We start from the raw sequence: 19,625 nt of genomic DNA on the forward strand, positions 1-19,625 counted from the left end.
GTTATCCTAAACGGCTACGATTGCGCGCAGACCAGATCTCGGTGGCTTTTGCGTAGGCTGCATCGATATCAAGTTGGGGAGTGCGAAGTTGCACGACAATGGCAATGCTGCCTAATACGGCGTACTTGCCGTATTCACTGATGTTGTCGTCACACCACGCCTCGCGAAGGCACAGGCTGCTGAGCTCGGTTTGCCAGGTTTGGCGGCCGTCGAGCAGTTTTGGCCACTCTTGTTCGCCCAGTACGCCGTTGTGTACCGTTTTCACCTTGCAGATAGCCTCCGGCTTGCGCTCGGCCTCGCCGGCCTCGCCTTTAAATACTGCAGCATGGGGTTGCTGAAGCAGCGCAGCGGCCTGTTGGTGACTGTCGCTATAGGCGGGGTGGAAAATACTTTGCAGAGAGTGGGGCGCGGCGAAGGGGTTGATTAGCCTGGCGAGGCTATGAACCGGGGAGCGCAGTCCAAACAACTGGCGCATCTCCATCATCCGTTGCAGGCCCGGGCAGAATAAACGCAACGGCAGGTAGCAGAAATTACCTTGTTCAAGTGCCGTCGCACATTCTGAGAGGTCTTCTACCACAGGCTCGCCAAGTTCCCGCAAAAGTTGTTCGCTGTAGGCGCGGCCTGCTGTGTGGCCAGCTGCACCGTGCATCACCGTGCGAACGCCGCTATCGGCCAGCGCCAGCGCCGCCAACAGATACCAGGCTTGCTGGCGCCGTTTGCCGGCATAACTTGCCCAGTCCAGGTCCACGGAAAGTCCCGGCAAAGATAGACTGTCGCGCACCGCGTGGACGAAACCTGCGAGTTCCTCTGGGCTTTCTTCTTTCACTCGCAGCAGCATCAAAAACGCGCCGAGCTGGACGTCTTCCACCTCACCATTCAGAAGCATGGTCATGGCGCTACGCGCTTCTTCCAGCGTCAACGAGCGGGAGCCGGATTTACCCTTCCCAAGAATTCGCACATATTGTGCGAAGGGGTGTTCAGTCATAACAGGCCTTTGTTTCCAGGGCGTGCGCTCATGGTGTGGGAGCCGCCCCGATGATGGTTGCACAGAGGGGGAATTTTACCAGCTGAGGCAGTGTCTGTACCGGGTGCACAGTGTAACGAGTTGTGAATAGTTGATGCTTACCGCCTCTGGGTGGCCTTGATCGCCGAGTTGATAATGTTCTTGCGCGCGTTCAAGCCCGATAGATTGCGCATGTTGCGCCGCGAGAGTATTCAGGTAAACCACGACATCACCGCAGGCAATGCACGGTAGGGCGCGTTCCAGGCTGTCGTTAGCCTTTAATAGGTGTAGCGTGGTCAAAAGCTGAGTGCCTTTTCTTCACTGGCAATAAGGGTTTGCAGCGCCGAATCGCTCAGTGCGGTTACCTCAATGCCAGTCGCGTGAGTTGCGGTGGTCGTGGCGCCTGTGGTGTAGATGCGGGTGAGGCCGAATTCCTCGAGTTGCGAGCAAAGCAGCGGATTTGCGCAGAGCGAAGCGAAAACATCAGGCCACAACACAAACTGAACGTCTTGGCCAAACACGAGGGCGGTGAGTGCCAAGTCGCAGGCGTGTTGAAGTGCGTGGTTTTGGCTCACTAGCAGCAGCATGGTCTACCCCGAAAATCGCAGACTGCGTTGTGCTCGGCTGTCTTGCTCGAGCCAGTAGGCCAGCCCGGCTATCGCACAGTGTTCGGGCAGCTTCTCGGGCGTCAATCCTCGTGCGCTCGCGCTATTGCTGCAAAGGCTGAGCTCGGTACCTGATCGCTCAGCGATGGCTTGCCACTGTTCTAGTTCTGAGGCCGAGTCGGGGTCGGAGATTGCCAGTGCAACACTCTCGCCACTGAAAAAAATACAGCCTAACTCATGCCCCGCGGCAAGCAGTGCTTCGCAGAAGCCAATAGCGTGTGGGGTATTGCCCTTTGCGTTGACACCGTTGAGCATAATGGCAAAGCGCATAGTAAAGAATGGTCAGTTACTGAATAGAGATAAGGCCCCACCTGAAAGTGGGGCCGAAACGGGGCTTAATCGTCGCCGCTGAATACACCCAGTAGGTGCAGCAGGTGTACGAATAGGTTGTAGATATCCAGGTACAACGCAACGGTGGCGCGGATATAGTTTGTTTCACCGCCGTGGATAATACGGCTGGTATCAAACAGGATCAGGCCAGACATAATGAAGACGGCTGCTGCCGATATCGCCAAAGACGCCGCTGGCACCTGAAAGAAGATGTTGGCAATACTCGCCACGACGATAACAAGCAGGCCGACCATCAGGAATCCGCCGAGGAAGGAGAAGTCCTTGCGGCTGGTCAGTGCATAGGCTGACAGACCGAAGAAGACCAGCGCTGTGCCGCCAAGGGCTTGCATTACCAGCTCAGGGCCATTGGGAAGTGCCAGATAAGCGCTGAGCATAGGGCCCAGTGCTGCACCCATAAGCGCGGTAAACACAAAGGTTGCAATCAAGCCCTTGCCGGAGTTTGCTGTGGCATTGACAACAAACAGCATTACCAGACCGCCAAGTGACAGGCCCAGGGCTGCACCGCGCCCAAGTTCCATAGCCATTGCCAAACCGGAAAACAGCGCACTATTGAGCAGGGTTAGCCCCAGCAACATATAGGTGTTGCGCAGAACCTTACTAACCTCAACGGCGGGGGCCGTGGTAGTGGACTGAAAAACCGCTTTTTCTTGCATGATTAACTCCGTTGTTAAAAGCATCATCTCATCAAATGATACGCACTAGACACGACTTTGGAAACTCGAAACGCAGCTATTTTTGTACTTGATAGTGATTCGAGGCGAGGAGGGAAGAAATCCGTGCAATGTCTACGATGGGACTGGCTTATTGGCTTGGTAAGCCATTGAAAAGCCTGCTTAAACGTCGTGGAATAGGATATTACTGAATGTTTTCATTCTCCAGCTAGCTCGCTGCAGCGAGGGTATAAATATCAGGCCACTGTTGCTGGGCTGTTGGTAAATGCCACTTTTCATGTGTTTTTGTGAGCGTAGTAGACCGAGCGGTACCAAGCGACTACTGAGGCGGGAGCGGTGATAAGCCCGTACTGCCAGGAAATGTCGTTAAACCCGCCTTCAAAAAATAACATTTCTAGCTCGATGGCCACGGCTTGGATGACGACAAAAAACAATAATAGCGATGCCGGTAGCCGCAGGGCGAATATGCCGCAAATCAGCAGTAAAATGGCCCCGCCAGCCAAGGCCGGGACTAGTGCAACCACAAAACTGAGCCCGGCTATATAGAGCAGCTCCAGCCCGATCGATCGTGCGGCGATGGCTACGAGACCCGCATGGGCAAACGCCGCGAACACCGCCGTAGCCATGGCCGCAGGAAAGAGTTGATGAAGGTATGATGCCGTCAGGCCGACGGGCCTTTGTCCTTCACTCGAAATCATTGGTGATTCCCTTCGTTAGCGTGTCGAGGCCCGGTGTTAACTGCTCTGCCCAATTGCCGGCAATGGCAGTGATGCTCGACACTACATTCGTTTGCTATGGTAGCGTCAAACATTGCTCGCGTCGCTGTCGGTCGTCTGCCGCTCGGTCTGGGCCGCGTAAGGGGAGGAGTCGGTGGATGAAATATTGTGTAATCGCGGTCGTATTGATGCTAGGAATGGCGTGTTATGCCGAGCCTATTTGTGATTTCCCGAAAGAGTATTGTGTGTCCCAGGCGGCGTTTGATGATGCGGAGTCGAGTCTAGCCGGTACCCTGACGTTGATTCAGGCGAAAATTGACGATAATGGCTTTGAGGATTTTTTAGTCGAACGAGAGGAGATCAAGCACAGCCTAATTCAGGGCCAAGCTGCCTGGCAGAATTATCGGGACCAACATTGTGCAGCGGTCTTTCGGTTAATGAGTGGGGGTAGCTCCCGGCACGTGGACGAACTTAGTTGCCTGACAGACCTCACTAACGCGCGGGTGCGCCAGCTGCAGGAGCTCTACGAAGTACAGTGATAATAGGGTGATGTCGGGCAGCCTTATTTTGGCGTGTCGAGTACCTGCCATTTCTCCGTCGATGTAGCGCGTCGAACCTGCCAGTTTTCCCCATCCTGACTGCGGTAGGCCGCGTAAGTGGTGCAGCAGCCTCCTGCACCCAAGGCCTGCGTGCCGATTTCAATTTGAATGTACTTGCCGTCAAACGCGAGTTGTTCTCTCACGCATTGTTGCGGCAAAAAATACGGGGCGGGTTTGAATAGCAGACTCCAGCGCGGTGCTGCGCCCTCGGCGTCTGTCAGCCGGTATACCTTGCAGTCTTTTATGCCAAAAGACACGGCCTTGCCGTGCGCCAGAGGTAGCTTCACAGGCGGTGTCGTGAAGTTTGGCGTGACATTGACGCTGTGCGACGGCTCGCTATCTGGTGGTAGCGAAAACCCCAAACAGAGGGAGGAGAAAAGTGCAAAACCGAATGATGTGACGCTGAGTGCGATCCAACGCGACTGAGCAAGCGATAGGGCGATTGTCATAGTTCCAGCTGCCTCAACATTGAGCGTTCTTGCACCTTCCTTCCGAATGCGGCCAGTTTTGATCAGGCTACTTGCTGCCCAATGTGATTTTCGCGTCGATGGCGCGCTTTAATCGCTCAGTGAGCGAATAAAGTATATCCGTAGAGGGTGTTAGTGCCGAGCTAAGCGAAAATAAAAAGTACCCAGTTGCGCTGGGATGACGTTCCTGGTCGGGCTTTCAGTGCGATACAGGAGCAGAAGAGGGCGGTGAATACTGAGAAAGAAATGGCGGAGGGGCAGGGATTCGAACCCTGGGACGGTCGCCCGTCGCCGGTTTTCAAGACCGGTGCTTTCGACCACTCAGCCACCCCTCCGGAGAAGCCCGAGATTATACCTAGGTTTGTTTCTGAAACAAGCGTATTTCTAAAAAAGACTTATAAATCAGATGGGTGTGGCTAAAAATTAGGCAAAAAAAGCCCGGCAATTGCCGGGCTTAGGTGAGATATCGTCAAACTTAGTTCCGGGGGTCGTTGGCCGCCCTTGGCAGCTTCGGACGATCCGGGTTAGGTTGCGCCATAACACTGGCGTCTAGCACTGGCGCTTGCGGTTGCGCCGTGGTGATATCCACAGTGCCAACCGGGCTGGGTGCAACGCGCGGATCGTTGGCGGCTCTGCCTTGCGGCTTGGCAACGCTGCTGGGAGCGGCGGGGGACGGCGCGGCATTAGGCTCGCTCGCTGCAATCGGCGCTTCGGGCTCTGATGCTGGTTCAGCCGCCGTATCCGGTGCTGACGGCTCAGCCGGTGCTTCAGCGGCTGGTTCGACGTCCTGCGCCGGCGTATCGGACGGTGGTGTCGCTTCAGTGTCCGCTACCACGGCTTCGGTTGCGCTGTCTTCCGTCGCTGTCGATTCGGCCTCTTCATTACGCTTGGCTGGCGCCGGCTCGTTTTCAGTAACGGCGTTTTCAGTTGCCTCTACCTCCACTGAGTCGTTGCTGACGGTGTCCTTCACGTCTGCAGCCGGGGCAGTGGGCGCAGTAGCTTGGTTCGGCGTTTCCTCGCTGCGGGGTGCGGGAGCCTCAGCCGCTGTGATGGGCGCCTCTGTCGTCTGAGCCGCTTCAGTGTTTACCTTCGCATCTTCTGCAGTCTCCTCAGCAACAATACTGTTGCGTGCTTCTTCCGGCAAAGCATCTACGGGTGCGGCACTGCGTTTACGTTCCTGGGGGCCGCGAGGGCGGCGGTTGCCGCGGCGACGCGGGCGATTGTTTGACTCATTGCCCTTGTTATCGCTGTCGGCCTGATCGTTTTCCGGCTTGCGCGTGTCGTTGCTGGGCTTGTCATTGCCTTTGTTCGCCGCCGTATTGTCGCGATCATTGCGATTACGGTTGCGATTGCGGTTGTTGTTGCGGCTATCGCTGCGATTGTCACCGCGCTCGTCATTGCGCTTATCGCGGTTTTGCTTGTTGCCGCCGCGTTCGCTGTTCGCTTTCGCTGTGTCGCTGTCACCACCTTGGTTGTTGCGATTGCGCTGGTCGTTGGGGCGACGATTGCGGTTGCGGTTCTGGCCACCGCGGTTGTTGTTGCGGTTCTGACCGCCGCGGTTGTTGTTGCGGTTGCGATTATTGGCGCGGCGTGGTTCAGGAGTGGGCTCGGGTTCAGGCTCTTCGCCTTTAAAGAAGGCGGCGATACTTTTACCTAGCTTGCTGAAAAAGCCTTCCTCATCCGCCTTTTGCTCAGCAGGCTTATTGTCGGCGGGTTTGTCGCTTGCCGGCGAGGGTGCTGGTGCCGGTGTTTTGGGCGCCAGGGTGCGAACCACAGCAGCGGGGGCGGCGGCCGGCGCTTGTGGGGCCTTGATTTGCTCGTCTTCACTTTCCGCTTCAGCGGCAATTTTGTAGCTGACCTCGGCATCGCCGTCGATGTCGCTCTCGCGCAGGCGGGCTACCTCGAAATGTGGCGTGTCCAGGTGTGGGGCGGGGATCACTACCACACGCACGTTACTGCGCTGTTCGATGTCGTGTATTGCTGTGCGCTTTTCGTTCAGCAGATATGAGCCAACATTGACGGGAACAATGGCGCGAATTTCGGCGCTTTTCTCTTTGTTCGCTTCCTCTTCAACGAGGCGAAGAATCGACAGGGCGAGGGATTTGGTGTCGCGAATAGTGCCCTGGCCGCTACAGCGGGGGCAGACTTTGGCGCTGGTCTCGCCCAGAGAGGGGCGGAGACGTTGGCGAGACATTTCAAGCAGGCCAAAGCGCGAGATTCGCCCGGTTTGGATGCGGGCGCGGTCGGTTGCCATGGCATCCCGAACCCGGTTTTCCACTTCGCGTTGGTTTTTGGCTGCCATCATGTCGATAAAATCGACAACGATCAGGCCACCGATATCACGCAGCCGTAACTGGCGGGCAATCTCATCAGCCGCTTCAAGGTTGGTTTGCAGTGCTGTTTCCTCGATATCGCCGCCCTTGGTTGCTCTGGCAGAGTTGATATCGATGGAGACGAGTGCCTCTGTTGGGTCGATAACGATAGAGCCGCCGCTGGGGAGTTGAACCTCGCGCTGGAAGGCCGATTCAATCTGGGACTCTATCTGGTAACGGTTGAATAGGGGAACCTGGTCTTGGTAGTAGCGCACCTTGTTTTTAAAGTGCGGCATCACCTGTTCAACGAAGTGCATCGCTTCGTTGTAGGACTCCTCAGAATCGATCAAGACCTGGTCGATATCGTCGCGCAAATAGTCGCGAATTGCGCGGATAATAACGTTGCTTTCCTGCAGGATAAGCACCGGAGCCTTGCGCTCTTCACCGGCTTGCTGAATCGCTGACCACAGGTGAAGAAGGTAGTCTAAATCCCACTGCAGTTCTTCCGAGCTGCGGCCGATGCCCGCTGTTCGAACAATGACGCCCATGCTGTCTGGGATGTTGATGCTGTTCAGCGCATCGCGCAAAGCGGCGCGCTCCTCTCCCTCAATGCGACGAGAAATACCGCCGGCACGGGGATTGTTAGGCATCAGTACCATGTAGCGGCCGGCGAGACTAATAAAGGTTGTGAGTGCAGCGCCTTTGTTGCCGCGCTCTTCTTTTTCAACCTGAACGATAACTTCGGTGCCTTCTTTTACAAGGTCCTTGATTTTCGCACGGCCGGAAACGTCAGAAGGGTTGCGGTAGAAATATTCTTTGGAGATTTCTTTAAGGGGAAGAAAACCGTGGCGTTCGGCGCCGAAGTCGACAAAAGCGGCTTCAAGGCTGGGTTCAACGCGGGTAATTTTACCCTTGTATACGTTGGCTTTTTTCTGGACGCGGGTACGGTTCTCGATATCCAGGTCGTAAAGGCGTTGCCCGTCTACGAGGGCAACACGCAACTCTTCTGGCTGAGTTGCGTTAATAAGCATTCTTTTCATGAGCTATCAAATCCCAAAAGCCGGGATCTGTCGGGCCGCTCACGTGATTGAGCATCTATAAGCGTTGCAATGAGTCGATTGGGCCTTATGGGCGCCGGGGCCGTTTTCGGCCAGCGTTCTCATTGTGTGCGGCATGGTCGTTTGTTGCCGCGCTTTTCTCGGCGCGATTGTTCACGCGCTGGTCGTCGTTCGTCTAATACGGTAGGCACAGGGTATACGCGCCAAATATCGGTAACGTCTATTCGTACGTCGCTTTTACAGAGTTCTATCACATCTACGGTGCCGGCAAATCTCGGCAGCACAATGTTTTATGTACCGGCACTACGCTAAAATGCCGCCGGTACACTGTTTGTTCACGTGGTGAGGCGCTGCCAAATTCCCTATGGCGATATCTGCCTCTGTAGACGGTTGGCGGTTTTCCCTTGCAACACAGCCCTGCTGTGGCGGGAACCGGGCCCAACGGCTACGCGTTGGAATATAGCAGTATTCAGTAGTTGTCTCAATGATTTACCGAGGTTTTGAGTGAGTTCAGACGGATTAGTTAATCCCGCAGTGCGGTTTGTCACCGTGACTGACGATTTTGCCGGGCAGAGGCTGGATAACTTTTTAATGAGAGAGTTAAAAGGTGTTCCTAAGTCTAAGATTTATAACATTTTACGCCGTGGCGAAGTGCGAGTGAATAAATCGCGGGCTAAGCCGGCATACAAGCTCATGGCGGGGGATGTGTTACGTATTCCGCCTGTTCGGTTGGCGCAGCGCGAGACGGTGCCTGTGTCGACTTCCCTGGCAGCGCGGATCCGCGATGCGGTGATCTACGAAGATGAGGGCTTGATGATAGTCAATAAGCCCTCGGGATTGGCGGTGCATGGCGGCAGTGGTGTGTCGAAGGGTCTGATTGAATCTCTGCGCCAAATATATCCGGAGTGTCGGCATTTGGAGTTGGTTCACCGCCTTGATCGCGACACCTCAGGCTGTGTCATGGTTTCGAAAAAAAGAAGCGTGCTTAAGGAATTACATCAACTTCTTCAGAAAAAACATGCAGTAGATAAGCGTTATCTTGCGCTGGTGGGTGGGAGTTGGCCTGTACGCAAAAACCAGGTGAATGTGCGACTGCAGAAAAATGTGCTGCAGTCCGGTGAAAGGATGGTTCGTGCAGGTATTGAGGGAAAGGTCTCGCTCACCGAATATCGGCTGCTCAAGCGTATTGAGGGTGCAAGCTTGGTGGAGGCCAGACCAATTACCGGGCGCACCCATCAAATTCGCGTTCACTGCCAGTACGCCGGGCATCCGATTCTCGGCGACGATAAATATGGGGACGACGCGGCGAATCAGCGTTTTCGGGAAAAGGGCTTAAAGCGTTTATTTCTGCATGCCCATTCGTTGTCTTTTACTTTGGGTGAAAGGAAAGTCTCGGTGGAAGCGCCTCTGCCAAGTGACCTGCAAAAAGTTCTAGAAAGCGAGGGTAACTAGCCGTCATGCTTATTATTTTTGACTGGGATGGGACGCTGCTCGATTCATCTGACAAGATCGTGGCGTGCATGCGCCAGGCCGCTGCCGACTGTGGCGTCGCGCCGCCGAGCCCGGCTGAGGTGCGCGATATTATTGGCTTGGAACTGAGTCGCGCGATTGCGATTCTTTTTCCTTCGAGGTCTACAGCGGGTGTCGCCGAGATTCGCGATGCCTACGCACGGCGTTTTGTGGAGGCTGATCGCCAGCCATGCTCCTATTTTGACGGGGTTGAGCGTGGTTTGCGGCGCTTGCACGCGGCGGGCCATCAGTTGTGCGTGGCAACGGGCAAAAGTCGCAAGGGCTTGAACCGGGTATTCTCGCACTTGCCGGAGGCCGCGCTGTTTACTGCCAGTCGCTGCGCCGATGAAACGGCGTCAAAGCCAGATCCGTTGATGTTGCGTGAATTGTGTGAGGCCCTGGGTGTCGCGCCGCATGACGCGGTCATGGTCGGCGATACGGAGTACGACCTGGAGATGGCTCATCGCTTTGGTATGCCGTCGATAGGTGTTAGTTACGGCGTGCATCATCCTGATCGCCTAAAGCAGTGGGGGCCTCGCGCCATTATCGACCATTTCGACCATCTGGATGCGGCGCTGCCGCGCTAAGTCAGGCTCGCGGGGCAGGGTTGCCTAGGGGAGGGCGTAGCCCTCTTTGGTCAAAAAATCCACCAAGCGTATGAGCGGTAAGCCAATCAGGGTATTGGGGTCGTCGCCGCTCAGGCGCTCAAATAAACTAATGCCTAAGCCCTCCATTTTGAAGCCGCCGGCGCAGTCGAACGCGGGCTCATTGTCCACATAGCGAATGATCTGATCGGTGGTCAAGGAGCGAAAATAGACGGTAAACGTTTCTACGCAGTTCTGCTGGCGGCCGCTTTGACTGTTAATCAGGCATAGGCCGGTGTGGAAGTGCAGCGTTTTGCCGGAGCAAGCTTGAAGTTGCTCAATGGTTCGGTCCCGGTCGCCGGGCTTGCCCAGCGCGATGCCGTCGAGGTCTGCAACTTGATCACTGCCAATAACTAGGGCGTCTTTGTGCTGAGTGGCCACGTGGACGGCTTTCTGCCGCGCTAGGCGCAGCGCGGTCTCTGCGGGCTTTTCCGTATTTAATGGTGTTTCGTCGATATTCGGAGCGTGACACTCGGCTTGTATGCCGAGTTGGCTGATTAATTGCTGGCGGTAGCGCGAGCTAGAGGCGAGTACGATCCTGGTGGGGCTGGCCATTTAATGCGGGGTCCGGTCAGAAGTTTCGGGTAGTTTAGCAGAATCCCTGCCGCCAATTTGCAGGGGCTTGGGGGCAGTGGCTTGCCCGCGGTTCTTGTGTGCGCGAGAAGGCGGCGTAAGCGCCTAAAAATACGGCTTTTTGCTTTGACATCGCCCGGTCAAATCCCTATGATTGCGCGCTTATGCAAAGACAGCCCCTGCCTAAGCAGCTGGATGCGAGGAAACTCTGCATCAGCGCTGCGGAAATTTGCGCGAAGATCAGCGTAAGCGAGTTACCCCGTTTTGCGGTGGGACTGGCTTCTGATAACGGCGAAGTACTGGCCGATATCAAGCTGTATCGAGATGAACAGGGGTTTTACCGAGTGGATGGGAAGGCTCGTGCTGCAGTCGAAGTGAGCTGCGAGCGCTGTTTACAGCCCATGCCCATTGAAATTGCGGCGGAATTCGCTCTCGCTCTAGTGTGGACCGAGGAGCAGGCCAAAGCTTTGCCGAAGTCATTGGATCCGGTGATTTTGGGTGAAGAGCTACTGGCGCTCGATGAGTTATTGCAAGACGAGCTGATTATCAGCACGCCTTTCGTTAGCTACCACGATATAGACGAGTGCAAAACCACCGCGCCAACTGACTATCCCGCGCCGGAAGGCGCCGGAATTGAAGAGAAGGGCGAGTCGCCTTTTTCTGTACTGGGGTCATTAAAACCCCAAGATTAAGTGAAGAGGAATTGTTGAGCCATGGCTGTTCAGAAAAGCAAGAAGACCCGTTCTCGTCGCGGCATGCGTCGTTCACACGATGCACTGTCTAGCGCAGCGCTGTCAGTAGACCAGACTAGCGGTGAAAAGCATCTGCGCCATAACGTTACCGCTGACGGTTTCTTCCGTGGCCGTAAAGTAGTCGCTGGTAAAGACGACTAACATTTGCGTGGCATCACTGCGGCTAGCCGTTGATGCAATGGGCGGAGACTTCGGTCTCCGCTCTACGATTCCCGCCTCCGTTCTCGCACTGAACGAGAATTCAGAACTTCATATCACGCTAGTAGGCGACGAGCCCGCTATTCGTGCTGCCCTGGCTGATTCCAGCGCGCCCCTCGACCGCTTATCTATTGTCCATGCGCCGGATGTGGTGCTGATGGATGATAAACCTGCTTCGGCACTTCGAACAAAACGCCAGTCGTCCATGGCGATCGCTTTAGAGCTGCTTCGTGATGGCCAGGTGTCAGCGGTGCTTAGCGCCGGAAACACGGGCGCACTCGTGGCAATGAGCTGCATTATTGTCCAGCGCATGGACGGCATTCGCCGGCCCGCGATCTGCGCCCCAATCCCCTCCGACCACCATCACACCTTCATGCTGGATCTCGGCGCAAATGTCGAGTGCAGTGCTGAAGAACTTCGCCAGTACGCAGTGATGGGGAGTGCTCTGTGCAGCGTTGTGGATGGCGCTGCCCAGCCGCGCGTTGGTTTATTGAACATTGGTGAGGAGCTGATAAAGGGGACCGCACTGATGCAAGACACGGCGGCGCTGTTGAACGAGGAACCACGGCTTAACTACGTGGGCTTCGTTGAAGGAGGGGATATTTTTGGCAGTGAGGTCGATGTGGTGGTTTGCGATGGCTTTGTTGGCAATATCGCCTTGAAGGTGAGTGAAGGTACGGCGTCATTTATCAATCGAACACTGCGTGCTCAGCTGCGCGAAACCCTTCTCGGGCGCTTGGTCGGTTTATTGTTGTTGCCGGTGCTAAAGCGTTTTCAAAAGCGGCACGACCCGCGTCATTACAACGGCGCTGTACTGCTCGGGCTGAAGGGAGTGGTTGTGAAAAGTCATGGCAGCTCTGATGAAAAAGGTTTTCTAGCGGCAATCCAGCAAGCCGCTAGGGCAGTCGGCCAGGATCTACCAGCGCGCATCGCCGAGCATTTGTAGCGCGATGCGCCATTTAAAAATCAATAAGTGAATAGATAACAAAGGATGTACAACTGATGGAAGCAAAGAAGTTAGCATTCGTTTTTCCCGGACAAGGTTCGCAGAAAGTCGGCATGCTTGCCGATTTAGTGGCAGCCTTTCCCGAGGTGAAGAACACCTTTGCCGAGGCCTCTGACGCCCTGGATTACGATATGTGGGCGTTGGTTCAAGAGGGCGAGCAGGCCCAGCTGAATCTGACCGAGACGACACAGCCCGTGTTGCTTACCGCTAGTGTGGCGGTGTGGCGCCTGTGGTTAGCACAGGGTGGCCTGCGCCCGGCGATGATGGCCGGGCACAGCCTGGGTGAGTTCTCTGCGCTGGTCTGTGCCGGTGCAATCGACTTTGCTGACGCCGTGCGACTGGTTCGTGCGCGTGGCCAATATATGCAGACTGCCGTGCCGGTGGGTGAGGGCGCTATGGCGGCTGTGCTGGGGTTGGATGACGCGAAAATTGAAGAGATTTGTGCGGCAACTGAGGGCGTTGTTGAGGCGGTGAATTACAACTCGCCTGGACAGGTGGTTGTGGCGGGACATACCCAGGCTGTGGAAGCGGCGCTGGGTGCGCTGAAAGACGCCGGTGCCAAGCGCGCGATGTTGCTGCCGGTGAGCGCCCCTTTCCATACTTCATTGATGCGCCCAGCGGGTGAAAAGCTAGCCCAAGCCTTGGCAGAATTGACGATTAACGCGCCTGTCATTCCCGTGGTGCACAATGTTCACGCACAAACTGAAGCAAACCCGGCTCAGATCAAGGAATTGCTGACTCAGCAGATATACAGTGCGGTCAAATGGGTGTCCTGTGTGCAGACAATGACCGACTCTGGGATCGAAATGACGGTAGAGTGCGGGCCAGGTAAGGTGCTGAGTGGCTTGAATAAGCGAATTCAGAAATCGCTGCAGTGCTTGAACGTGGAGAGTCCAGAAACCCTAGAGGCCGCACTGGCTGCGGTCGCTGAATAATAAGGAAGTCGTTGTATGAGTGATAAAGTTGCATTGGTGACCGGAGCAAGTCGCGGTATTGGGCGGGCAATCGCTCTGGCACTAGGCGAGGCAGGTTACACCGTCGTTGGCACGGCTACATCGGAGTCAGGCGCAGAGTCAATATCTGCAGGCTTCGCTGAGCAGGGCGTGACGGGCTGCGGAATGGTATTGGATGTTGCGTCATCACAGTCAGTGGACGCCGTGCTTAAGGCTATTGGTGAGCAATACGGTGCACCCACTGTACTGGTGAATAACGCCGGTATTACCAAAGACAATATTATGATGCGAATGAAAGAAGAGGAGTGGTTCGATGTCATCGACACTAATCTCAACTCTCTTTATCGCATTGCAAAAGCCAGCCTGCGCGGCATGACTAAGGCGCGCTGGGGGCGAATTATCAATATCAGCTCTGTTGTGGGCTCAATGGGCAATGCAGGTCAGGCCAATTACGCCGCGGCAAAGGCCGGAATGGACGGCTTTACTCGAGCGCTTGCCCGGGAGATTGGTTCTCGTGGAATCACGGTGAACAGCGTAGCGCCGGGGTTTATTGATACGGACATGACGAAGAAATTGCCCGAGGAGCAGCGTGAATCCCTCGCGGGGCAAATTCCTCTGCAGCGCCTGGGGCAGCCCGAGGAAATTGCGGCCGTTGTCGCGTTTTTGGCGAGTGATGCCGGGGCTTACATTACGGGTGAGACAATTCATGTAAATGGCGGTATGTATATGGCGTAAACATTTGAAAAATAGGGCTTTCTTTCTAGAAATGTCGAATTTTTCTGTTTTAGCTATGCACAAGCGTCGGTAGTCGATGTAGAATTAGCGTCCAAGTGCTGGGCCGTACGCATCACTATTTTCGGTGAACGACTGAGTTGCCCTAGGGTGAGTCAGGCGCTCCAAACTTTAAAAATTAATTAGGAGTCATTTAGGACCATGAGTAGCATTGAAGAACGCGTCAAGAAAATTGTGGCAGAGCAACTCGGTGTTAAGGAAGACGACGTGCAGGAGTCTGCCTCTTTTGTAGAAGATCTGGGCGCAGATTCTCTGGATACCGTTGAGCTGGTAATGGCCCTTGAAGAGGAATTTGAAACTGAAATTCCCGATGAAGAAGCCGAGAAGATCACAACTGTGAAACTGGCCATCGATTACATCAAAGAAAATCTGCAGTAAGTTTTCTGCACAGGCGGGAATTCCCGCAAGGAAAAAGCCGTTTCTATGAACATAGAGCGGCTTTTTTTTATGCCTGAAGATAAAGTTTGCGCGCAGATTGCGATAGTATTCTGCCGGTAAAGGCGGTAGCTCGGTATCAGATAGCCAGTTTCTGTAGGGTAAGCGAGCATAGAAAATAGGTAGCTGGAGGTATTCATGTCAAAGCGCAGAGTGGTGGTAACTGGATTGGGGATGGTGAGCCCACTCGGTAATTCCGTTGCAGAAAGCTGGCAGCAGATTCTCGAGGGGCGCAGCGGGGTTGCCGAAATAAATAGCTTTGACACCTCGGCGTATGCAACGCGCATTGGGGCCTCGATAAAGGATTTTTCTGTCGACGAATATATGTCGGCGAAAGAAGCCAAGCGCTTTGATCCGTTTATCCACTATGGCATTGCGGCAGCAGAGCAGGCCCTGAGTGATTCTGGGCTGGCGATACAAGACAGCAATGCGCATCGCGTAGGAACCGCTATTGGTTCTGGTATTGGCGGTATCGGCTTGATTGAAAAAAGCCGGATGACTATCGAGAAGAGTGGCCCGAGAAAGCTGTCGCCGTTCACAGTACCAGGCGCGATCATCAATATGGTGGCGGGCCTGATGGCGATCCGCCACAACCTTCAGGGGCCAAGCATCGCGATCACCACTGCGTGCACCACGGGTACCCACAATATTGGTATGGCGGCGCGCATGATCGCCTACGGCGATGCCGATGCGATGCTCGTTGGTGGTGCCGAGATGGCAACCACGCCGGTTGGCTTGGGCGGCTTTGCCGCGGCGCGGGCAATGTCGACGCGCAACGATGATCCTCAGGGCGCAAGCCGGCCCTGGGACAAAGAGCGCGATGGCTTCGTATTGGGCGATGGTGCGGGCATGCTAGTACTGGAAGAACTTGAATCTGCCAGGCAGCGCGGCGCGACAATTTACGCTGAGTTGAGCGGTTTTGGTATGAGCTGCGACGCCTTTCATATGACCTCTCCACCAGAAGACGGCCGCGGTGCGTTAGCGGCAATGCAAGCGGCATTGAACGATGCCCAAAAAGATGCCGCGGTACTGGATTATATCAATGCACACGGCACCTCCACGGTGGCGGGCGATGTTGCAGAAAGCCGGGCGATAGAGCGCTTAATGGGATCGGCGGCTGATGCGGTGGCGGTAAGTTCCACCAAATCGATGGTTGGGCATCTGCTGGGCGCAGCTGGCGCTGTTGAGGCGATATTCTCGGTGCTTGCCATTCGCGATCAGGTGGCGCCGCCGACCATAAATCTACAGACGCCGGATGAGGGCTGTACCCTGAATTACGTTCCCAACGCTGCCCAGCAGCGCCGGATTGAGCACGCCATGTCGAATTCGTTCGGTTTTGGTGGCACTAACGGCAGCTTGCTTTTCAGTCGCTATCAAGGCTGAGTTGGCGCTCTCGGATGGTAGATAAACAGGCCATTTTTAACGGCAAGCCCTGTGATCGATCTTTAGCGGCGAATCGAGGTATGGCCTATGGCGACGGGCTGTACGAAACCCTATTGGTGAATGAGGGTAAGCCGTTATGGCTGGACGAGCACCTGGCGAGACTGTTATCCGGTGCGACGCGCTTGCGGTTAGACATCGATAGCGTAGCCTTGCGCGAGGACGTTCGCGCAATCTGCGCGCCGGTAAAAGGTAGGCGAGTCCTTAAGATTCTGTGTTTTCGCCGCAGTGGCGGGCGCGGCTACCAGCCTCAATCGCGCACTGCAGAGCGCTTATTATCCCTCTGGCCAGCACCTGGTGGCGAGTTGTGGCACCACGGCGCCCGGCTTATGTTGTGTCAAACGCGCATGGCAATGAATGCCCAGTTTGCCGGCATTAAACATTGCAACCGGTTGGAGCAGGTAGTGGCCGCCGAGGAGTTGCAACGCAGTACCTGCGATGAGGGCTTGATGCTGGATACCAGTGGCCGCGTAATAGAGGGAACGCGAAGTAACCTGTTTGCCGTAAGTGGTGGAAAACTGTATACACCGTCGCTGAACGAGAGTGGTGTTGCAGGTATCATGCGGGAGAAAATACTGCACTGGGCGAAAGCGCAGGGAATACCGACTCTTCAAGTAAATATGGGCCCGTCAATGCTCCAACGTGCTGACGAAATCTTTGTATGCAACAGTGTTTTTGGCCTGTGGCCGGCGCTGTCTATCGGCTGTCTACAGAAATCTATCGGTCCGATGAGCCGAGCCGCGCAGGCACATTTTGAATCTCAATTTCATGCGTAAATTATTTCGCGCTGCGATAGCGCTTATTTTTCCCGTTGTAATCCTCTGCCTGCTCTTGCTGGCATATGTCGATCGCTACTTTGACCGGGCTCTGAATCTGGGCGAGACTGCCCAAACGTTTGTACTGAACCGGGGAACCGGCTTTTCTGCTGCCATTAATCAGGCCGCCTCACAGGGGTGGCTCACACAACCCGATGTACTGAAGATCTACGGCCGCTTATTTCCATCACAGGCAGAAATTCGCGCGGGGGAATATCGCCTAGAGCCCGGCATCACCGTGGGAGAATGGCTGCAAATGCTCCGCGATGGCGAGGTGCTGAGCCACCAATTGACCTTTGTCGAGGGCTCTACGCTTGGCCAGGTAATACAGCAATTGTCGTCCCACGCATTGATTGATGCTGAGGGTATGAAACCCCCGACCGATGAGCAGTTTTGGTCCAGTCTTGGTATTGAACAGCCGCTGGCAGAAAACCCGGAAGGTTTGTTTTTCCCTGATACCTATGACTTTCATCGCGGTGATTCAGCCGAGATGTTGCTGCGCCGCGCCTACCAGCGATTACAGCGAGTGTTAAATGAAGAGTGGGCGGCGCGAGCGGACGGCTTGCCATATAAAACCGCCTATGAAGCGCTGATTATGGCGTCGATCATCGAGAAAGAGACCGGCGTGCCCCATGAGCGCGGCGAGATCGCCGGCGTATTTGTTCGACGCCTTCAGCGTGGTATGCGTTTGCAGACAGACCCAACTGTCATTTATGGAATGGGGGAGGCCTACCGCGGCAACATCCGTGGGCGAGATCTGCGTGACGCCAGTAACCCTTACAACACATACAGAATCAACGGCTTGCCGCCAACGCCGATAGCATTGGCTGGGCGAGAAGCCATTCACGCAGCCCTTCACCCAGTGGCAGGTGATAGCTTGTTCTTTGTGGCGAAGGGTGATGGCAGCCATCAGTTTTCGGCCACCTTGGCCGAGCATGAGGCTGCGGTGAAACGCTACCAGCTGCGTCGACGCAGTGATTATCGATCCAGCCCTGTGGCTACGGAGAAACGCTAATGCCGACGACTGCGCGATTTATTACCCTGGAAGGTGGGGAGGGCGTCGGAAAGTCCAGCAATATGGCGTTTATCGTCGATACGCTGGCGGCGGCGGGCATCCCCTATATCCAAACCCGCGAGCCGGGCGGTACCGCTTTAGCGGAGAGTATTCGCGAATTGTTGCTCGAGCCTCGCGATGAGCCGATGGCAGAGCTGACGGAGTTATTGCTGGTGTTCGCGGCGAGAGCGCAGCATTTACAACAGAAAATAATCCCTGCGCTAAACGCCGGCACCTGGGTGATTTGTGATCGCTTTACGGATGCCACCATGGCATACCAGGGAGCTGGGAGAGGCCTATCTGTGGCAGTTATTCAGCAGTTGCGCCAATTGGTGCAGGCTGAGTTGCAACCGGATCTTACGCTGTTGCTCGATGCCCCTATTGATGTCGGTATGGGGCGCGCGAGTCGTCGCGGGGAGCTCGATCGCTTCGAGCGCGAGCAGGCAGATTTCTTTCAGCGCGTGCGCCAGGGCTATTTGGATCAGGCGCACGCTGAGCCGGAGCGATACCGGGTGATTGATGCCTCGCAAGCGCTGGAAGCAGTGCAGCAGGATATTCACCAGGTGCTGCAAGAGGTATTGCAGGGGGCTGGGGCATGAGTAGTATGCCGCTGAGTTATCCCTGGCAAATGCCACAATGGCAGCAGCTGGCAGGCTTACATGAAGGGCAGCGGTTTCCCCATGCGCTGTTACTGGGTGGACCCTCGGGTATCGGCAAGCTGCAGTTTGGTCGGGCGCTGCTTTGCAGCCTGTTGTGTGAGCACCCTAAAAATTTTTTGGCTTGTGGTGAATGCCATTCGTGCCAGCTTTACCAAAGCGGTAGTCACCCGGATATCCGCGAGCTTTGCCCGGAAGAGGGCAAGCGCCAGATTGGCGTTGATCAGGTCCGCGCTCTTCAGCAATTTACTTCGCAAAGTGCTTACCGAGAGGGTGGCCGTAAGCTGGTATTGATTCACCCCGCTGAGGCGATGAACCCCTACACCGCAAATGCCTTACTGAAAACCTTGGAGGAGCCGGCGGGCGACACCGTACTGGTTTTGCTGAGTCACTCGCCGAGTCAGTTGTTGGCGACTATTCGCTCGCGCTGCGTGCAGCTTACCTTCCCCCTGCCCGAACACAACAGTGCCCTGAAATGGTTGCAGAATCAGTTAGGGCAGACAGAGGATGCCGAGGCCCTGTTGCGGGAGTCTGGCGGGCGTCCTCTGGCCGCTCAACAGCTTTATGAGAGCGATGGCCTGAGCCAATGGCGAGCGCAGGACGCGGCGCTGGCTGAGGTGGTCGAGGGCAAAAAGACCGTGCTGCAACTGGCCGACAGCTGGCAAGACCGGGAAGTTCCAGACGTACTTGAGTGGTGGCTGAATCGCTTGGCGGCACTGATCAAACACTTGTCGGCCGGTCAGCCGTTGAACGCGCGTTGGCAGGCTTACACGTCTATGTCTTTGCCGGCGGTTTATCTGCAATACGAGCAAGCTTTGAGTTTGCGGGCGACCTTGCTTCGCGGTGCGGCGCTCAATAAACGCCTGGTATTGGAGAAGCTGCTACTGGACTGGTTTGATGCCTTTTATGGCCGTGCGCCGTCGCGGGCTTATTGATATAGTAGAAACATAACTCGC

22 protein-coding genes and 1 tRNA gene are annotated in these 19,625 nt (G+C 55.5%); 14 read left to right on the forward strand and 9 right to left on the reverse strand.

Going from position 1 to position 19,625, the window contains the following annotated elements; genetic code table 11:
* Position 1: 1 nt before the first annotated feature.
* The 5 genes from AC2Q8J_RS01350 to AC2Q8J_RS01370 all read right to left on the reverse strand — a co-directional run bounded on the left by AC2Q8J_RS01350 (position 2) and on the right by AC2Q8J_RS01370 (position 3,388).
* Positions 2 to 985 (reverse strand): glycosyl transferase family protein, encoded by a 984-nt coding sequence (locus AC2Q8J_RS01350; protein ID WP_486451950.1) that lies wholly within the window; start codon positions 983 to 985, stop codon positions 2 to 4.
* A 314-nt stretch (positions 986 to 1,299) separates the two neighbouring features.
* Positions 1,300 to 1,590: a hypothetical protein gene (locus AC2Q8J_RS01355; protein WP_424143525.1), complete on the reverse strand. Its 291-nt coding sequence runs from the start codon at positions 1,588 to 1,590 to the stop codon at positions 1,300 to 1,302.
* 3 nt (positions 1,591 to 1,593) lie between these two features.
* A complete protein-coding gene (locus AC2Q8J_RS01360; RefSeq protein WP_486451951.1) occupies positions 1,594 to 1,938 on the reverse strand; it encodes a DsrE family protein in 345 nt (114 codons plus the stop codon).
* A gap of 65 nt (positions 1,939 to 2,003) precedes the next feature.
* Positions 2,004 to 2,672 (reverse strand): Bax inhibitor-1/YccA family protein, encoded by a 669-nt coding sequence (locus tag AC2Q8J_RS01365; RefSeq protein ID WP_486451952.1) that lies wholly within the window; start codon positions 2,670 to 2,672, stop codon positions 2,004 to 2,006.
* Between the two features lie 293 nt (positions 2,673 to 2,965).
* Positions 2,966 to 3,388: a hypothetical protein gene (locus tag AC2Q8J_RS01370; protein WP_374973798.1), complete on the reverse strand. Its 423-nt coding sequence runs from the start codon at positions 3,386 to 3,388 to the stop codon at positions 2,966 to 2,968.
* Between the two features lie 176 nt (positions 3,389 to 3,564).
* Between AC2Q8J_RS01370 and AC2Q8J_RS01375 the strand changes: the two genes are divergently transcribed.
* Positions 3,565 to 3,945, forward strand: a complete 381-nt coding sequence (locus tag AC2Q8J_RS01375; protein WP_424143492.1) for a lysozyme inhibitor LprI family protein — start codon at positions 3,565 to 3,567, stop codon at positions 3,943 to 3,945.
* Between the two features lie 23 nt (positions 3,946 to 3,968).
* Here the strand turns inward: AC2Q8J_RS01375 and AC2Q8J_RS01380 are convergent, their stop codons facing one another.
* From AC2Q8J_RS01380 to rne, 3 genes are all read right to left on the reverse strand, one after another.
* Entirely contained in the window at positions 3,969 to 4,454 is a 486-nt protein-coding gene (locus AC2Q8J_RS01380) for a hypothetical protein (protein ID WP_424143493.1), read from the reverse strand.
* A 265-nt stretch (positions 4,455 to 4,719) separates the two neighbouring features.
* Positions 4,720 to 4,807, reverse strand: a tRNA-Ser gene (locus AC2Q8J_RS01385).
* Positions 4,808 to 4,947: 140 nt separating this feature from the next.
* Positions 4,948 to 7,824 carry a ribonuclease E gene (gene rne / locus AC2Q8J_RS01390; RefSeq protein ID WP_486451953.1) on the reverse strand — a complete coding sequence of 959 codons (2,877 nt, stop codon included), beginning with the start codon at positions 7,822 to 7,824 and terminating at the stop codon, positions 4,948 to 4,950.
* Positions 7,825 to 8,346: 522 nt separating this feature from the next.
* Here rne and rluC point away from each other — a divergent pair.
* Together rluC and AC2Q8J_RS01400 are read left to right on the forward strand one after the other, a co-directional pair.
* A complete protein-coding gene (gene rluC, locus AC2Q8J_RS01395) occupies positions 8,347 to 9,294 on the forward strand; it encodes a 23S rRNA pseudouridine(955/2504/2580) synthase RluC (RefSeq protein WP_486451954.1) in 948 nt (315 codons plus the stop codon).
* Between the two features lie 5 nt (positions 9,295 to 9,299).
* Entirely contained in the window at positions 9,300 to 9,938 is a 639-nt protein-coding gene (locus AC2Q8J_RS01400) for an HAD family hydrolase (RefSeq protein ID WP_486451955.1), read from the forward strand.
* Positions 9,939 to 9,962: 24 nt separating this feature from the next.
* Here the strand turns inward: AC2Q8J_RS01400 and AC2Q8J_RS01405 are convergent, their stop codons facing one another.
* A complete protein-coding gene (locus AC2Q8J_RS01405; protein ID WP_486451956.1) occupies positions 9,963 to 10,550 on the reverse strand; it encodes a Maf family protein in 588 nt (195 codons plus the stop codon).
* Between the two features lie 182 nt (positions 10,551 to 10,732).
* Between AC2Q8J_RS01405 and AC2Q8J_RS01410 the strand changes: the two genes are divergently transcribed.
* The 11 genes from AC2Q8J_RS01410 (at position 10,733) to AC2Q8J_RS01460 (ending at position 19,604) form a co-directional block, all read left to right on the forward strand.
* A complete protein-coding gene (locus tag AC2Q8J_RS01410; protein ID WP_486451957.1) occupies positions 10,733 to 11,260 on the forward strand; it encodes a YceD family protein in 528 nt (175 codons plus the stop codon).
* Positions 11,261 to 11,281: 21 nt separating this feature from the next.
* Complete coding sequence (rpmF, locus tag AC2Q8J_RS01415; RefSeq protein ID WP_022957239.1) at positions 11,282 to 11,461, forward strand: 50S ribosomal protein L32; 180 nt, start codon at positions 11,282 to 11,284, stop codon at positions 11,459 to 11,461.
* 7 nt (positions 11,462 to 11,468) lie between these two features.
* Complete coding sequence (plsX, locus tag AC2Q8J_RS01420) at positions 11,469 to 12,464, forward strand: phosphate acyltransferase PlsX (RefSeq protein WP_486451958.1); 996 nt, start codon at positions 11,469 to 11,471, stop codon at positions 12,462 to 12,464.
* 56 nt (positions 12,465 to 12,520) lie between these two features.
* Positions 12,521 to 13,459 carry an ACP S-malonyltransferase gene (fabD, locus tag AC2Q8J_RS01425; protein ID WP_486451959.1) on the forward strand — a complete coding sequence of 313 codons (939 nt, stop codon included), beginning with the start codon at positions 12,521 to 12,523 and terminating at the stop codon, positions 13,457 to 13,459.
* Positions 13,460 to 13,474: 15 nt separating this feature from the next.
* Positions 13,475 to 14,212: a 3-oxoacyl-ACP reductase FabG gene (fabG, locus tag AC2Q8J_RS01430; RefSeq protein ID WP_027873800.1), complete on the forward strand. Its 738-nt coding sequence runs from the start codon at positions 13,475 to 13,477 to the stop codon at positions 14,210 to 14,212.
* 198 nt (positions 14,213 to 14,410) lie between these two features.
* Positions 14,411 to 14,647: an acyl carrier protein gene (acpP, locus tag AC2Q8J_RS01435; RefSeq protein WP_022957235.1), complete on the forward strand. Its 237-nt coding sequence runs from the start codon at positions 14,411 to 14,413 to the stop codon at positions 14,645 to 14,647.
* Between the two features lie 195 nt (positions 14,648 to 14,842).
* On the forward strand, positions 14,843 to 16,087 hold the full coding sequence (gene fabF / locus AC2Q8J_RS01440) for a beta-ketoacyl-ACP synthase II (protein WP_286695093.1): 1,245 nt from the start codon (positions 14,843 to 14,845) through the stop codon (positions 16,085 to 16,087).
* A gap of 14 nt (positions 16,088 to 16,101) precedes the next feature.
* A complete protein-coding gene (pabC, locus tag AC2Q8J_RS01445; protein WP_486451960.1) occupies positions 16,102 to 16,920 on the forward strand; it encodes an aminodeoxychorismate lyase in 819 nt (272 codons plus the stop codon).
* On the forward strand, positions 16,913 to 17,974 hold the full coding sequence (gene mltG / locus AC2Q8J_RS01450; RefSeq protein ID WP_486451961.1) for an endolytic transglycosylase MltG: 1,062 nt from the start codon (positions 16,913 to 16,915) through the stop codon (positions 17,972 to 17,974). Before pabC ends, mltG begins: the two co-directional genes overlap by 8 nt.
* The gene (gene tmk / locus AC2Q8J_RS01455; protein ID WP_204996486.1) at positions 17,974 to 18,612 is read left to right on the forward strand and encodes a dTMP kinase; all 639 of its coding nucleotides are present in this window, start codon (positions 17,974 to 17,976) and stop codon (positions 18,610 to 18,612) included. Before mltG ends, tmk begins: the two co-directional genes overlap by 1 nt.
* A complete protein-coding gene (locus tag AC2Q8J_RS01460) occupies positions 18,609 to 19,604 on the forward strand; it encodes a DNA polymerase III subunit delta' (protein WP_486451962.1) in 996 nt (331 codons plus the stop codon). The genes tmk and AC2Q8J_RS01460 overlap by 4 nt, the downstream gene beginning before the upstream one ends.
* The last annotated feature ends 21 nt before the right edge of the window (positions 19,605 to 19,625 follow it).

This window comes from Spongiibacter sp. C9W (assembly GCF_057370015.1).